Origin of the sequence: Streptomyces sp. NPDC056296 (assembly GCF_042268605.1) — a bacterium.
Lineage (GTDB): Bacteria > Actinomycetota > Actinomycetes > Streptomycetales > Streptomycetaceae > Streptomyces.
The window spans coordinates 1-14,537 of sequence record NZ_JBHJRX010000008.1 but is presented as its reverse complement, the minus strand read 5'-3'; the positions used below and the strand labels follow the sequence as shown (position 1 = coordinate 14,537).

Below are 14,537 nucleotides of genomic sequence, written 5' to 3'. Positions count from 1 at the left end.
GTCGGTTCGGGTGACGGCGGCTCAGCCGAGCAGGGTTCCGCCGGTGGCGTCGACGAAGGCTCCGGTGATCCAGCGGGCCTCGTCGGTGGTCAGGAAGGTGATGACGTCGGCGACGTCGCCGGCCTCGCCGACCCGGTTGAAGGCCGAGAACCGGGCCATCGCCTCGACGGCCTCGGGGTTGTCGAAGATCGCGCCGCCGTTGTCGGTGATGCCCGGTGCGACGCTGTTGATCGTGATGCCGCGCGGGGCGAGCAGCCGGGCCAGCTGGAAGGTGAGCTGCTCGACCGCGCCCTTGGTCATCGCGTAGGCCACCTGGTCGGGCACGGAGGTGCGGGTGACGCCCGTGGTGATGTTGACGATGCGGCCGCCGCTCGGCATCTGCTCCAGGGCCCGCTGGACGATGAAGTACGGCGCCTTCGCGTTCACGGCGAAGTAGCGGTCGAACTCCTCGGGCGTGAGGTCCTCGGGCGCCGAGCCGGTGGAGGTGACGGCCGCGTTGTTGACCAGGATGTCGAGGCGGCTCTCCCCGACGCGTTCCTTCAGTCCGCGCTCCAGGCCCAGGAAGAGTTCGTGCACGTCGCCGGGGACGCCGAGTTCGGCGCGGACCGTGAAGGCGCTGCCGCCCTCCTTCTCGATGAGCTCGACGGTCTCGTCGGCCGCCTCTTCGTTGGCCGCGTAGTGCACGGCGACCAGCGCGCCCTCTCGGGCGAGACGGATCGCCGTCGCCCTGCCGATGCCGCGACTGGATCCGGTGACGAGGGCCGTCTTGTCGGTGAGCCTGTCCACGGTTGACCTTCCGGGTAGATGGGTGTGCGAGGGGTGCGGCCGGGCGAGGGGTGCGGACCGCCGGGGCGGCTCGGGCGCGTCGAGGCCGCTGATCATGCGGGCCAGGTGCCGGCGGGCGGTGCCGAACTCCAGGAGCTCGCCGAGGACCCCGCGCAGCGCGGTGACCTCGTCGGGGCCGAACAGCAGGTGCGCCTGGGCCTGGATGTTGGCCAGCGTGCGCGCGCCGGCCGGGTGCCGCTCCGCGTGGTAGGCGTCGAGCCGGTCGGGCCCGGCTCGTCCGGTGACCACCCGGGCGAGCCTGGGTCCGAGGTCGGCCGCGTCGTGCAGGCCGAGGTTGACGGCCTGTCCGCCGACCGGCATCTGGTGGTGTGCGGCGTCGCCGGCGAGCAGCACCCGGCCGCGCCGGTACTCGGTGGCCTGCCGGGAGGCGTTGCCGAAGCGGTTGAGCCACAGCGCGCGCCCGTGCCCGATGTCCTCCCCCGTCACCGCGGCCCAGGCCTCCGTGACCTGGGCGAACGTCGGTTCACCGACCGGCTGTTCGCCGTACCGGTGGACCATGAGCCGGGTGGTGCCGTCGGGTCTGCGGTAGGCGGTGGCGACCCCGGCGTCGTAGCGCTTGAGCCGCCGGTTGTCGATGTCGATGCCGGCGACGTCGGCGCGCAGCATCACCTTGTCGGCGTCGCGTCCGGCGAACTCGAATCCGCCGAGGTCGCGCACGGTGCTGTGTTCTCCGTCGCAGCCGACCAGGTAGTCGGCGGTGAGCCGGTAGGTCCGGCCGTCCGGTGCGCGTACGTCGATCCGGACTCCGTCGTCCGTCTGCCGCAGTCCGGTCAGCGTGTGCCCGCGCCGGATCGCGGCGCCCAGGTCGAGCGCGTACCGCTGGAGCTCGGTCTCCAGGTGGTCCTGGAGGCACTCCCACTGTCCGGCGTACGGATGGTCCGGGTCGGCCTCGGCGAGATCCAGGCGCAGGCCGCCGAAGTGGCCGGGCCCCACCGCGGGAAGCTCGCCGAGCCTGGGCAGCAGGCCGCGGTCGGCGAAGATCTCCATCGTCCGCGCGTGCAGGACGGAGGCCCGCGACTCCCCCGTCGGCTCGGTCAGCCGCTCCAGGACGAGGACGTTCGCGCCGCCCGCCCGCAGTTCGGCGGCGAGGAGGAGTCCGACGGGCCCGGCGCCGGCCACGACCACGTCGGCCGTGTCGGTGGCCGGGTCGTGCCGGGTCATCGGGGCCGGTCCGCGGCGGGCCCGAACCAGCGGGTCAGCGCCGAGTTCAGGTCCTGGTGGCTGCCGGGGGCGGCCCAGGCGACGTAGCCGTCCGGGCGCAGCAGTACGGCCGCGGTGCCGGCCGCCGGGCTGTGCTGCTCGGGGAGACCGTCCGCGCTCGCGGTCACGATGTCGACGCGGTCGCGCCAGCCCTGGGCCCGGCGGCGCAGCACGGCGTTGTCGTCGAGGTCGAGGAGCACCCCGCGCCCGGCGCGCAGCAGGGCGGTGCTGCTCGTCCCGCCGGTCGCCGTGGTGAGCGTCAGGTGCGGGAGCCGTCGGCCGAGCAGCGCGTTGCCGCCGCCGCCGACGTCGTAGCGGATGTCCAGGCCGCTGACCTTGGCGGCCAGGTGGTGGGCGACCTCGGGGTAGCGGATCAGTTCGGCCAGGACGCCGCGCAGCGGCTGGGCCTCCTCACCGCCCAGCACCAGCAGGCTCTGCGCCCGGGTGTTGGCGAGCAGGCCGCGTCCCACCTCGTGGCGTTCCGAGTGGTAGGTGTCGAGCAGTTCCTCGGAGGCGTCGCCGCGCAGCACCGACGCCAGTTTCCAGCCCAGGTTGTACGAGTCCTGGATGCTGGTGTTCATGCCCTGGCCGCCCGCCGGCAGGTGCACGTGGGCGGAGTCGCCGGCCAGCAGGACGCGGCCCCGCCGGTACTCGGTGACCTGCCGGGTGGCGTCGCCGAAGGCGCTGACCCAGACCGGCTCGGCATGCGAGATGTCGATGCCCGTGAGGCGCTTCCACACATCGGCGACCTCGGCGAACTCGGGCGCCTCGGTGCGCCGGCGCGGGGTGATGCCCCGCTCGCCGACGATGATCCGGTGGATCCCGCCGGCGAGCTTGGCGACCATGACGAAGCCGCCGCCGACCTGCTGGCCGGTCATGCGCGGTTCCAGGTCGACGCCGCGCAGGTCGGCGAGGAGCATCTCGGTCGTGGCCGCGGTGCCGGGGAAGTCGAAGCCGGCGGCCTTGCGGACCGTGCTCCGGCCCCCGTCGCAGCCGACGAGATAGCGGGCCCGGACCGTCTCCTCGACGTCGGCGTGCCGCACCTTCACGGTCACGCCGTCGCCGGTGTCCTCGATGGAGACGCACTCGTGGCCGCGCCGTATGTCGGCGCCGAGTTCGCCCGCCCAGGCCTCCAGGGCCTCTTCGGTCACCGACTGCGGTACGGTGCGGGCCGCCTCGTGGGCCGCTCGCAGGACGCCCATGTCCAGCGGCAGGCCACCGAAGTGGCCCATGCCGCTGGTCTCGTACTCACCGAGCCGGCCGAGGAGTCCACGCTGGTCGAACACCTCCATGGTGCCGATGGTCAGACCGATCCCCCGGGACTCCCCGGTGCGGCGGGGGTGCCGTTCCAGCACGGTGACGTCGGTCCCCGCGAGACGCAGTTCCCCGGCGAGCATCAGCCCGGCGGGTCCCGCTCCAACAATGACCACCGAAGCGTCCATGAACCTCTCCTTGTCCAAGCCAGCGGCCGGGCCGCGGACAGCGGTACTCCCGCCGCGCCGTCGTACAGGCAGGCCACCGGCAGCGATCGCAGTGTGATGAGCGGCTCCGCGGCCACGGCCAGGGCGGCGGCGGCCGCGTGCCGCGGTCCGACCAGCACGTCCCGCACGATCCAGCCGGGCGGGCCGGGCGGGGCGTCGGCGTCGGTTCCGTCGCCCAGGTAGTCGAGGGCCGGCCTGCGGCGCAGGCCCGTGCCCAGTCCCTTCAGGTAGGCCTCCTTGCGCGTCCACAGCCGCGCGAACGCGGCCGGCCGCAACCGCTCGGGCAGCCCCGTCAGTTCACGCCATTCCGCCGGATGCAGCGTGGGCCCGCACAGCTCCACCGTCTCGATCGTCGGTGTGCGCTGCACATCCACGCCGACGACCACCGCGGCCGTGCCGATCAGGATCAGCCCGTGGCTGTGCGACAGGGAGAAGTGCACCGGCGCGGGCGGGTACCGCAGCACGGGCCTGCCGGTGTACCGCGCGGACGGCGGACCGGGTTCGCGGCCCAGGCGCAGCCGCTCGGGCGGGTAGCCGGTGGCGGCCGCGAGGATCCGGCGCAGCGCGATGTGCGCCGACACGTACTGCACCCGGTCCTCGGGCCGCACGAACAGCTCCGCGCGCCGTGCTTCCGCCGCGTCGAGCTCGCCCGCCGCCAGCCGGGACGCCGCGGCGCTGTCCGGTGGCGGCGGGCGCACCAGCCACAGCGTGAGCTCCGGCGGCTCACCGAGTACGGGCGTCATCGGGGTCACCGCGGGTGCTCGGCCGGCCGTCGCCCGCCGGCACCGGATTCAGCGCCTTCCCTCGGCGTACGCCTTCGCGTGGCCGAGGGTGGCTCTGCTGTTGGTGCTCAGCGCGTTGTGCACGTACTCCCGGGCGTCGGCGACGGTGGCGTCGTCGCCGAGAACGCGGGCGATGTTGGCGGTGTTGAGCACGACGGTGTGCTGCGAGGACGCGGTGACGCCGGCGTCGGTCTCGGTGAACGTCCAGTAGCCGGTGTGCAGCGTCATGAGTGCCGGGAGGGTCACCTGCTTGTAGGCGATCCGGTGGTGCGGGAACGTCACCCGGTACGACTTGGTGGCGTGCACGGAGCCGTCCCGGGCGCGGGTGTCCATCTCCAGCGTCTGGAGGCCGGGGGTGTCCTCGGTCAGTCGCACGGTGGCGACGTGGGGCAGCCGCTGCTCCCACAGGTCCGCCTCGTTGATGAAGTCGTAGACGTCCTTGGCGGCCCCGTCGACGGTGACGGAGTCCTCGAAGGAGAAGGTGAGCGCGTCCTCGGCGTGGGCGCGTGCGACGTTGGTCCGCAGGGCGGCGAGCTCCGAGCGTGAGTTGCGGTCGACGGCCTCGTCGATCCACTTCAGGTGCTCGGGGTCGTCGTCCACGGCCCGGTAGTCGTGCAGGAGCCGGATGCGCGACTCGGTCGGCGAGACCGGTTCGATGATCCAGGCACCGCCCATGGCCGCGACCGGCGGGGTGGACACCTCCTGCCGGAAGTCGATCCGCAGGCTCTCCGGGTCCAGGGTGCGGCGCGAGGTCCAGTTCTTGGCCTCGCCGTTGGCGGTCGCCCAGATCTGGATGCGCTCCTTCCCGGCCTCGAGTTCCGCGTGCTCGACGTGGATGGTCGGCGGGAAGATCCGCGGCCAGTTCTCCACGTCGGCGATCAGCCGGTACACCGTCGCGGCCGGTGCGGCCGCGGTGATCTCGTGCTCGACCTCACGGATGGTCATGGTCAGTCCTCCTCGGGATGGTCAGAAGTTGCCCAGGCCGCCGCAGACGTTGAGCGCCTGCGCGGTGATGGAGGCCGCCGTGTCGGAGGCCAGGTAGCCGACGAGGCCGGCCACCTCCTCGGGCGTGGAGTACCGGCCGAGCGGGATCTTGGCCTGGAACTTCTCGAGGATGGCCGCCTCGTCCGTGTCGTAGGCGGCGGCGTAGCCCTGCCGGACCCGCTGGGCCATGGGCGTCTCCACATAGCCGGGGCAGACCGCGTTGACGGTGATCCCGGTGGGCGCCAGTTCGTTGCCGAGCGCCTTGGTGAAGCCGACGACGCCGTGCTTGGAGGCGGAGTAGGGGGCGCCGAGCACGACGCCCTGCTTGCCGGCCGTGGAGGCGATGTTGATGATCCGGCCGCGGTCCTTGTGCCGCATGCCGCCGGTGTTGAGGACCTCGCGGGTCACCCGGAAGACGCTGTTGAGGTTGGTCTCGATGACGTCCGCCCACAGCTCGTCGGCTATGTCTGCGGTGACGCCGCCGCCGCTGCGGCCGGCGTTGTTGACCAGTACGTCGATGGTTCCGTAGGCGTCGACCGCGGCCTCCACGAACTCCCGGACGCCGTCGGCCGAGCGGACGTCGACGCTCTTGCCGCCGACGTCCAGGCCCTCGCCCTGGAGCTCCTTCACCGTGGCGGCGACGTTGTCGGCGTCACGGGCGCCGATGAACACCTGGTGGCCCTGCTGCGCGAGGAGCCGGGCGGCGGCGAGGCCGATTCCGCTGGTGGCTCCGGTGACGAGGGCGACCCGCTTCTCCTGGTCTGGCATTTTCTGTCGTCTCCAGTGGTCCGATGTGGCTCGGTGGGTGATGCGGTGCTTACGACCGCCGCACGCGCCGCCGCCCCCTCGGGAGGAGGAGGGGGCGGCGGCGGGTCCCGTGTCAGGCGGCGACGGCGAGACGGGAGTTGACGGTCTCGATCAGCGTGCGCGGGGTGTGCATGATGCTGAGCACGTCCTCGTCGAGCGAGATGCCGTACTCGCGCTCTATTCGGCTGCCGGTCTCCAGCAGGGCGAGCGACTCGTAGTTCAGCGACTCGAAGTCGGTGTCGAGGATGTCCCCGTCGAGGTTGACGGACTCGTCGGCACCGGCCGCCTCGACCAGGATGCGGCGGAGGTCGTCGAGGGTGAATTCCTGGTCAGCCATAGCGTTTCCTTTCGGTTCAGCGGAGTCGGTCCGCGGCGCGGACGACCAGTGCGGAGTTGAAGCCCCGGTGGCCGCGGGCCAGCACCAGCGCGGTGCGCACCTCGGTGGTCCGCGGCTGGCCGACGACGAGGTCGAGGCCGTACTCCGAGTCCGGCTCCGTGTTCGTCGTGGGCGGGATCAGACCCTCCTCCATCGCGAGGAGGGCGGTCGCGAGGTCGAGCGCACCGGCGCCGGAGTACAGGGCTCCGGTCATCGTCTTGGGCACGGTGACCGGGACCCGGCCGGTGCCGAAGACCTCGTTCAGCGCCTCGGCCTCGGTCCGGTCCAGCTCGGGAACGGCCGCGCCGTCGGCGAAGACGACGTCCACGTCCGCGGCGTCGGCTCCGGCGTCGGCGAGGGCGAGTTCGATCGCCTTGCGCAGGGCGGGCGGACGCCCGCTGCCCGGCCTGGGGTCGAACGTGGCGCCGTAGCCGGCGATCTCCCCGTAGGCCTTGGCCCCGCGGGCACGGGCGGCGTCCGCCCGCTCCAGGATGAGCAGGGCGCCGCCCTCCCCCGGTACGTGGCCCGCGGCCCGTCGGTCGAAGGGCAGGTACGCGGTCTCCGGGTCCTCCCCGGTGCTCAGCCGGCCGCTGGTCAGCTGGGCCACCCAGCCCCAGGGGCACAGGGAGGCGTCCACGGCGCCGGAGACGACCAGCGGCGTGCCCTTGCGGACCTGGCGGCGCGCCTGGGCGACGGAGTCCAGACCGCCCGCCTGGTCGCTGACGACGACGCCGCTGGGGCCCTTCATGCCGTGGCGGATGGAGATCTGGCCGCTGTTGACCGCGTAGAACCAGGCGAAGGACTGGTAGGCGCTGACGTACTCGCTGCCCTGCCCCCACAGTCGTTCCAGCTCCCGCTGGCCGAACTCGAAACCGCCCGACGCGCTGGAGGTGACGACGCCCATGTCGAACGCGGGCCGTTCCTCGGGGCGCACTCCGGCGTCCTTGAGGGCCCAGTCGGCGGCGACGAGCGCCAGCCGGGTCATGCGGTCGGTCTGCGGCATCAGGCGGTTCGGCAGGTGGTCCTCGGCGGTGAAGCCGTGGATCTCGCCGGCCAGCCTGCTCGGGTACTGGGCGGGATCGAAGCGGGACAGCCGCCCGATGCCGCTCTTGCCGACCCGGGCCGCGGACCAGTACTCCTCGGTGCCGAGCCCGTTGGGCGCGACGACGCCGAGTCCGGTCACCACTACGGAGGCACTCATGCGGCGGTCCTTTCCGGCCGGGCCAGCACCATCGCGCTCTGGAAGCCTCCGAAGCCGCTGCCCACGGTCAGCACGGCGTCCGTCGTGTGCTCCCGGGCGGTGACCGGCACATAGTCGAGATCGCATTCGGGATCGGGTTCGTGCAGGTTGGCCGTGGGAGGCACGACGTTGTGGGTCATGGCGAGGGTCGACGCGGCGATCTCGATGGCGCCGATGGCACCGAGGGAGTGGCCGACCATGGATTTGATGGAGCTGACCGGAGTGGCGTAGGCGTGCTCGCCCAGGCTCTTCTTGAACGCGGCGGTCTCGTGCCGGTCGTTCTGCTTGGTGCCCGAGCCGTGCGCGTTGACGTAGTCGATCTGCTCCGGGTTCATCCGCGCCTCGTCCAGCGCGACCCGGATCGCCTCGGCCATCTCCGCGCCGTCGGGGCGCAGTCCCGTCATGTGGTACGCGTTGCTGCGCGTCGCGTATCCGGCGATCTCCGCGTAGATACGGGCGCCCCGGCGGCGGGCACTGTCCAGTTCCTCCAGGACGAAGAAGGCCGAGCCCTCGCCGAGGACGAACCCGTTGCGGGTGCTGTCGAAGGGACGCGAGGCCCGCTCCGGATCGTCGTGCCGGGGCGTGGTCGCCCTGATCGCGTCGAAGCAGGCCATCGTGATCGGCGAGATCGGTGCGTCGGTGGCGCCCGCGATCATGGTGTCGACGGAGCCTTCGCGGATCAGCTCGATGGCGTAGCCGATGGCGTCGATGCCCGAGGTGCAGCCGGTGGACACCACGGCGTTGGCGCCTTCGGCGCCCACGGCCCAGGCCACTTCGGCGGCGAAGGAGCTGGGCACCAGGTAGTTGTACAGATGCGGGACCGCATAGGTGTGGTCGACCAGGTTCAGCCGGCCGCCGTCGCTGACGACCCGGTACTCCTCGTCGAGGCCCATCGTCGCGCCGACCGCCGTCCCGACGGTGACGCCGGTGCGGTGCGGAGGGCTGCCGGCCAGGTCGAGGCCGCTGTCGGCGAGGGCGCCGCGGGCGGCGACCACCGCGAACTGGCCCGCCCGGTCCATCCGTCGGATCTCCTGCGGGCTGAGCCCGTGGGCCTCCGCGTCGAAGTCGATCTCGGCCGCCACCCGGGAGCGGAACGGCGACGGATCGAAGAACGTGATGCCACGGGTCGCCGTGCGGCCCTCGCTGAGCAGGGACCAGAACGCGTCGGTCCCCACTCCACCGGGGGCCAGCACCTCCAGGCCCGTGATGACTACGCGCCGCCCGCTCACGCCTTCGCCTCCCAGTGGTAGAGCCGGGTCGCCATGGCGTCGGCCGGCGAGCGCCAGGTCGCGGGGTCGTACGCCTCGATGAACGGCTTCAGGTCGTCGCTGATCCGGACGAACCGGGGGTCGCTCTTGGCCTGCTCGATCTGCTCCGAACCGTTCTCACCGTCGAAGTCCTGCAGGTGGAAGTAGAGTCCGCGGTAGTGGAAGAGCTGGCGCCGGCGCGTTCCCATCCGGTGCGGCATCTCGGTGGCGTCGAACTCCCGGAAGATATCGGCCACTTGCCCGCCGGACTCGAGGTCCATCCTGGCCACGATCAGGTTGCTGTGCATACGATTCTTCTCCAAGTTGTCCAGTCGTTGGTGCGGAGCCGACGGCGCCGGAAAACTCACGGCCTCCGGAGGAGGGAATTGAAAGCCGGGCGATGAGAACGCCGGGCCGGAACCGGACCGAGCCGGAAGGAAAGAGCGGGCGCCTGAGCGGAATTCAGCTCGGGATGCAGCTCGTGGTGCAGCGACAAAGCGCCGGACTCTGACATCAATGTTCTTCGCATTCGGGCCCGACATCAAGGGCGATCGATGCAAATACGCGTCCGGTTCCACAGGCGAATCACCGCTGCACTACAGAGAAGCGTGCACCGGTGCGCCGGGGTCGGTCACTGCGGAGGGTTGCCGTGCTTGCGCGAGGGCAGGTCGGCGTGCTTGGCCCGCAGCATGTCGAGGGAGCGGATCAGCACCGAGCGGGTCTCCCTCGGGTCGATCACGTCGTCGATCAGTCCGCGTTCGGCCGCGTAGTACGGGTGCATCAGCTCGTCCTTGTACTCCGCCATGCGCCGCTCACGGACCGCGTCGGGGTCCTCGGCGGCGTTGATCTCCCGGCGGAAGACGACGTTGGCGGCGCCCTCGGCCCCCATCACCGCGATCTCGTTGGTCGGCCAGGCCAGGGCCAGGTCGGCGCCGATGGAACGGGAGTCCATCACGATGTAGGCACCGCCGTACGCCTTGCGCAGCACCAGCGAGATCCGTGGCACGGTGGCGTTGCAGTACGCGTACAGCAGCTTGGCGCCGCGCCGGATGATGCCGTTGTGTTCCTGGTCCACGCCGGGCAGGAATCCCGGCACGTCGACCAGGGTGACCAGGGGAATGTTGAACGCGTCGCAGAACTGGACGAAGCGGGCGCCCTTCTCGGAGGCGTCGATGTCCAGCACTCCGGCCATCGCGGCGGGCTGGTTGGCGACGACGCCCACGACGTGGCCGTCGAGCCGGGTCAGCGCGCAGACGATGTTCGCGGCCCACAGCGGATGCACCTCGAAGTACTCGCCGTCGTCGACGACCTCCTCGATCACCTTGCGGATGTCGTACGCCTGTCCGGCGCCGGCCGGGACCAGGTCGAGCAGCGCGTCGTTGAGCCGGTCGGCCGGGTCGCCGGAGCGCTCCACGGGCGACAGTTCCCGGTTGTTGGCGGGCAGCAGCGAGAGCAGGTAGCGGACGTCCTCGATGCACTCGGCCTCGTCGTCGTAGGCGAAGTGGGAGACGCCGGAGGTCCCGGCGTGGACGTCGGCGCCGCCCAGTCCGTTCTGGGTGATCTCCTCGCCGGTGACCGTCTTGACGACGTCCGGGCCGGTGATGAACATCTGGCTGGTGTCCCGGACCATGAAGACGAAGTCGGTCAGCGCGGGCGAGTAGGCGGCGCCGCCCGCGCACGGGCCGAGCATCACGGAGATCTGCGGGATGACGCCGGAGGAGCGGGTGTTGCGCTGGAAGATGCCGCCGTAGCCGGCGAGCGCGGTGACGCCCTCCTGGATGCGGGCGCCGGCCCCGTCGTTGAGTGAGACCAGCGGTGCGCCCGCCGCCTCGGCCAGGTCCATGATCTTGTGGATCTTATGGGCGTGCGCCTCGCCGAGCGCGCCGCCGAAGATCCGGAAGTCGTGCGCGTAGACGAAGACGGTGCGGCCGTGCACGGTGCCCCAGCCGGTCACCACGCCGTCGCTGTACGGCTTGCGGTCCTCCAGGCCGAACCCGGTGGCCCGGTGCCGGCGCAGGCTCTCCACCTCGTTGAACGATCCCTTGTCCAGGAGGAGGCTGATGCGCTCCTGGGCGGTCAGCTTGCCCTTGGCGTGCTGGCGTTCGGTCGCCGCCGGGTCAGGACCGAGCCGCGCCGTCTCCTTGATCTCGGTCAGCTCGTCGATCCGGGACTGGATCGACTCGTGCGCTGTGGCCATGGTGTTCCCCACCTTCCCTGGGTCGTCGGGTGACGGCGATCAGCGGTCGGATCCGGGCCGGTACAGCCGGATGAAGTCCGCGACGCCGGTGGTGACCAGCGCCTCCGTCTCGAAGTCCGCGAGCGGAAGGGCGCCGTGGAAGGAGCGCTGGACGACGCCGCCCGCGACCAGCTGGATGAAGCGTTCGGCGGCGTGCTCGGCGTCGGTGAAGGCGAGCAGACCCTGGTCGGCGACGCGCTGGAGGCGCCGGGCCAGTTCCCGGTTGGCCTGCCGGGGGCCGGCGGTCTGCCACATCTCCAGGACGCCGGCCGGCCGTGTGGTGATCTCGGCACCGAGGTGGCGGACGATGGCGAAGTGCTCCGGGAAGGCGGACAGCGGCGTCAGCCAGGCGCGCCCCAGGGCCGCCAGGTCCTGCTCCAGGTCGGTGATCTCGGCGAGGTGGTCCTCCGCGATGACCGTCAGCGCGGCGGAGACCGCGGCGGCGCCCTCCAGGAGGACGGAGAGCAGCAGCTGCTCCTTGTCCCGGAAGTAGTGGACGACCATGGCCTCCTCCAGGCCGCTCTGTTCGGCGACGTCCTTGACGCCGGTGTGCGTCCAGCCCTCCCGCGCGAAGACGGCACGGGCCGCCCGCACGATCGCCTGGCGCTCCTCCGCCGGTCCGGCCTGGACGCGGGCCATGGTTGCCTGCTGCGTGGTCATGGGTGTTCCTCCCGTTGATGTGTGGTTTCCGAGCTGACCGCCGGAGCGGGAGTGGGCGTTCGGCCGCGCTCAGCCCGCCCGGTCGGTCTTTTCCTCGAGGGCCGCGCCGGTGGCCGCGACGTCCGTCCCGCCGGGTACGCGGTGCCGGCCGCGCAGGTGGACGAGGAGCACGGCGGTGGCCGCCAGGACCGAGGCCGTGCCGCCCACGAGGAGGCCGGAGCGCGCCCCGAGCCTCTCGCTGAGGACGCCGACCAGAAGTGCGCCGAGTGGCGTGGTGCCCTGGAAGACCAGGGTGTAGAGGGCCATCACCCGGCCCCGGTAGGCGGGGTCGGTGCCCAGTTGAATGCGGTGGTTCGCGGCCTGCGCGAAGTAGATCGAGCCGAAGCCGGTCCCCAGCAGCAGTACGGCCGCCAGGGCGTAGGTCGGCGCGAGTCCGGCCAGGGTCTCCAGCGTGCCGAACCCGATGGCCGCTCCGATCACCAGGCCGAGCCGGGGCCGGCCGCGGCGCAGTGTGGTGGTGAACGCCGCGAGCAGGGATCCCGCGGCGAAGGCGGTGGTGAGCAGTCCGAACGCGGCGGCGTCCGTGTGGAAGACCGTCTTGGCCAGCAGTGGCAGGGTCAGCTGGAAGTTGAAGCCGAGCATGCCGACCGCGGCGACCAGGACCATCGGCAGCAGCAGGTCGTGGCGCGCCATCATGTGCCGTACGCCGTCCAGGACGGCGGCGCGTGCGGGGCGCCGCTCCGGGCGGTGCAGCTCGTCGGGGCGCATCAGCCGCAGGGCGACGACGGTCGCCCCGTAGCTCACCGCGTTGAGGAGCATCACGGTCGCGGTGCCGAACCAGCTGATCATCAGTCCGGCGAGCGCCGGCCCCACCACCCGGGCGCAGTTGAAGTACGCGGCGCTGAGGGCCGACGCGTTGGGCAGCAGGTCGGCACCGACGAGTTCGCTGACGAAGGACATCCTGGTGGGCGTCTCCACCGCGTTGACGGTGCCGAGCCCGAGAGCGAAGAGGTAGACGTGCCAGAGCCGGGCCTCGCCGGTCAGGACGAGCAGGCCGAGGAGCAGCGCCAGGACGGCTGAGACGAGGTTCGCCGCCACCAGCAGCCGGCGTTTGTCGTACCGGTCGGCGAGGCCGCCCGCGTAGAGGGTGAGCAACAGCAGGGGCGCGAACTGCAGGGCCGTCACCACGCCCAGGGCGGTGCCCGAGTCACCGGTGAGGGAGAGGACGAGCCAGTCCTGGGCGACGACCATCATCCAGGTGCCGGCGACGGAGACGAGCTGTCCCGCCGCGAACAGCCGGAAATTGCGAATGGTCAGGGACTGGAACGCACCGGCGAGGAGGGAAGACATCTCGTCCTTCGGTTGGCGCACTGCGGGGGACTCTGCCGTAAAGCTTCTTCGGTCCGACCCGGACCGGTCAATGCGTTTCACGTCAGATTACGGTCAATCCAGGTGACGGTTATGTCATCACGTCAGAGATTGCGCAGGACATCTTGAAATCTATCGAGCCCCGTAACGAGTTGTATAGAAAGCACGCTCGGCGCTTGTCCGCCCGCATTTCCCCGAATAGCGTTACCGCGCCATTACCGGAAAACCAGGGGGAGTCACAGTGATCGAGGAGACCATCCGCAGAAACATGGGGACGGCGACGTGCGTCGGCGCCGGCTGCGTCCGGGGTGAGGCCGCGGGACGTCCCCGGCGGCCGGCGGTCGCCGGTTCCCGGTTGTGCCCGCCCTGCCACCGGCGCCTGCTGCTGGAGCTGCTGCGGCTGCCGGGCCTGTACGAGGAGTGCGGGCTGCGGCTGGCAGGAGAGAGCGGCCCGTGCCGGGAGAAGACCTCCGGGGGGCCACTGCCGGGGATGCCCTTCAACTCCCGTGCGGCCGACGCGCGCACCTCGATTCTGGGGGTGCTCGCCTCCTGGGCCACCATGGTGGTGGAGGAACGCGGCCTGGCCGGCCCGCGGCGGTCCGTCGCCCCCCTGGCCCAGTTCCTGGCCCGGCACGGCGACTGGCTCGCGGCGCACAGCGCGGCTGGTGAGGTGTCCGGCGAGGTGGCGCGGCTGGTGCGCAAGGCGCGCGGTGTGATCGATCCCGTGCCGAGCCGTCACGTCGTCATCGGGGGCTGCGTGGAGCCGGGGTGTCCGGGCGCGCTCACCGCGGCCGTACGGCCGCAGCAGCCGCAGGTGCCCGCCGAGATCACGTGCGACGCGGATGGCTCCCACTCCTGGTTCGGGCACGAGTGGCTGCAGTTGAGCCGCCGCATCGGCGCCGCGAAGTCGTTGTCGGCGGGGTCGTTGTCGCAGGGTTCGTTGTCGGCGGGGTCGTTGTCGGCGGGCTCGGCGGAGGAGGACCCCGCGACCGGGGCACAGGCACCGCGGCCCCGTCCGGCGGATGCCGGGCAGGAGGTGCGCTGGGTGACCGCGGCGGACATCGCCAGTCTCTGGGGAATTCCGGTGGGCAGTGTCTACCGGCACGCGAGCACACGGAAGTGGCGCCGCCGTAACCGCTCCGGCCGGACGTTCTACCACGGGGTCGACGTGTACGAGACGCTCGACCGCGTGGTGGCGGCGGCGAACGCCCGCTGAACGTCCCGGGGCATCTGCTTCACGAAAGGGGCGCCCAAGCGACCACAAAAAGCCAACAAGAGCCCCCCCTCCTCTGCAAGAGGCTTTCATCCTC

The 14,537-nt window shown here is 71.6% G+C and carries 13 protein-coding genes; 1 reads left to right on the top strand and 12 read right to left on the bottom strand.

Annotation, left to right across the window (positions count from 1 at the left end):
• Positions 1-21: 21 nt before the first annotated feature.
• The 12 genes from ACFCZF_RS07520 to ACFCZF_RS07465 form a co-directional block, all read right to left on the bottom strand.
• Entirely contained in the window at positions 22-2,007 is a 1,986-nt protein-coding gene (locus ACFCZF_RS07520) for an SDR family oxidoreductase (protein ID WP_376670862.1), read from the bottom strand.
• Positions 2,004-3,488, bottom strand: coding sequence for an FAD-dependent monooxygenase (locus ACFCZF_RS07515; protein ID WP_376670861.1), 1,485 nt, complete (start codon positions 3,486-3,488; stop codon positions 2,004-2,006). Before ACFCZF_RS07515 ends, ACFCZF_RS07520 begins: the two co-directional genes overlap by 4 nt.
• Positions 3,443-4,270 (bottom strand): 4'-phosphopantetheinyl transferase family protein, encoded by an 828-nt coding sequence (locus ACFCZF_RS07510; RefSeq protein ID WP_376670860.1) that lies wholly within the window; start codon positions 4,268-4,270, stop codon positions 3,443-3,445. The genes ACFCZF_RS07515 and ACFCZF_RS07510 overlap by 46 nt, the downstream gene beginning before the upstream one ends.
• Positions 4,271-4,318: 48 nt before the next feature.
• Positions 4,319-5,254, bottom strand: coding sequence for an aromatase/cyclase (locus ACFCZF_RS07505; RefSeq protein WP_376670859.1), 936 nt, complete (start codon positions 5,252-5,254; stop codon positions 4,319-4,321).
• A 21-nt stretch (positions 5,255-5,275) separates the two neighbouring features.
• The gene (gene fabG / locus ACFCZF_RS07500; RefSeq protein WP_376670858.1) at positions 5,276-6,061 is read right to left on the bottom strand and encodes a 3-oxoacyl-ACP reductase FabG; all 786 of its coding nucleotides are present in this window, start codon (positions 6,059-6,061) and stop codon (positions 5,276-5,278) included.
• A 112-nt stretch (positions 6,062-6,173) separates the two neighbouring features.
• On the bottom strand, positions 6,174-6,437 hold the full coding sequence (locus tag ACFCZF_RS07495) for a phosphopantetheine-binding protein (protein WP_310870848.1): 264 nt from the start codon (positions 6,435-6,437) through the stop codon (positions 6,174-6,176).
• Between the two features lie 16 nt (positions 6,438-6,453).
• Complete coding sequence (locus tag ACFCZF_RS07490) at positions 6,454-7,677, bottom strand: ketosynthase chain-length factor (protein WP_375923418.1); 1,224 nt, start codon at positions 7,675-7,677, stop codon at positions 6,454-6,456.
• Positions 7,674-8,945: a beta-ketoacyl-[acyl-carrier-protein] synthase family protein gene (locus ACFCZF_RS07485; protein ID WP_375923415.1), complete on the bottom strand. Its 1,272-nt coding sequence runs from the start codon at positions 8,943-8,945 to the stop codon at positions 7,674-7,676. The genes ACFCZF_RS07490 and ACFCZF_RS07485 overlap by 4 nt, the downstream gene beginning before the upstream one ends.
• Positions 8,942-9,271 carry a TcmI family type II polyketide cyclase gene (locus ACFCZF_RS07480; RefSeq protein WP_375923412.1) on the bottom strand — a complete coding sequence of 110 codons (330 nt, stop codon included), beginning with the start codon at positions 9,269-9,271 and terminating at the stop codon, positions 8,942-8,944. The genes ACFCZF_RS07485 and ACFCZF_RS07480 overlap by 4 nt, the downstream gene beginning before the upstream one ends.
• Before the next feature lie 323 nt (positions 9,272-9,594).
• Positions 9,595-11,160 carry an acyl-CoA carboxylase subunit beta gene (locus ACFCZF_RS07475; RefSeq protein ID WP_376670857.1) on the bottom strand — a complete coding sequence of 522 codons (1,566 nt, stop codon included), beginning with the start codon at positions 11,158-11,160 and terminating at the stop codon, positions 9,595-9,597.
• A gap of 39 nt (positions 11,161-11,199) precedes the next feature.
• Entirely contained in the window at positions 11,200-11,859 is a 660-nt protein-coding gene (locus tag ACFCZF_RS07470; protein WP_375923406.1) for a TetR/AcrR family transcriptional regulator, read from the bottom strand.
• A gap of 69 nt (positions 11,860-11,928) precedes the next feature.
• Complete coding sequence (locus ACFCZF_RS07465) at positions 11,929-13,209, bottom strand: MFS transporter (RefSeq protein WP_376670856.1); 1,281 nt, start codon at positions 13,207-13,209, stop codon at positions 11,929-11,931.
• A 259-nt stretch (positions 13,210-13,468) separates the two neighbouring features.
• Here ACFCZF_RS07465 and ACFCZF_RS07460 point away from each other — a divergent pair, with 259 nt between their 5' ends.
• A complete protein-coding gene (locus ACFCZF_RS07460) occupies positions 13,469-14,443 on the top strand; it encodes a hypothetical protein (protein ID WP_376670855.1) in 975 nt (324 codons plus the stop codon).
• Positions 14,444-14,537 lie beyond the last annotated feature (94 nt).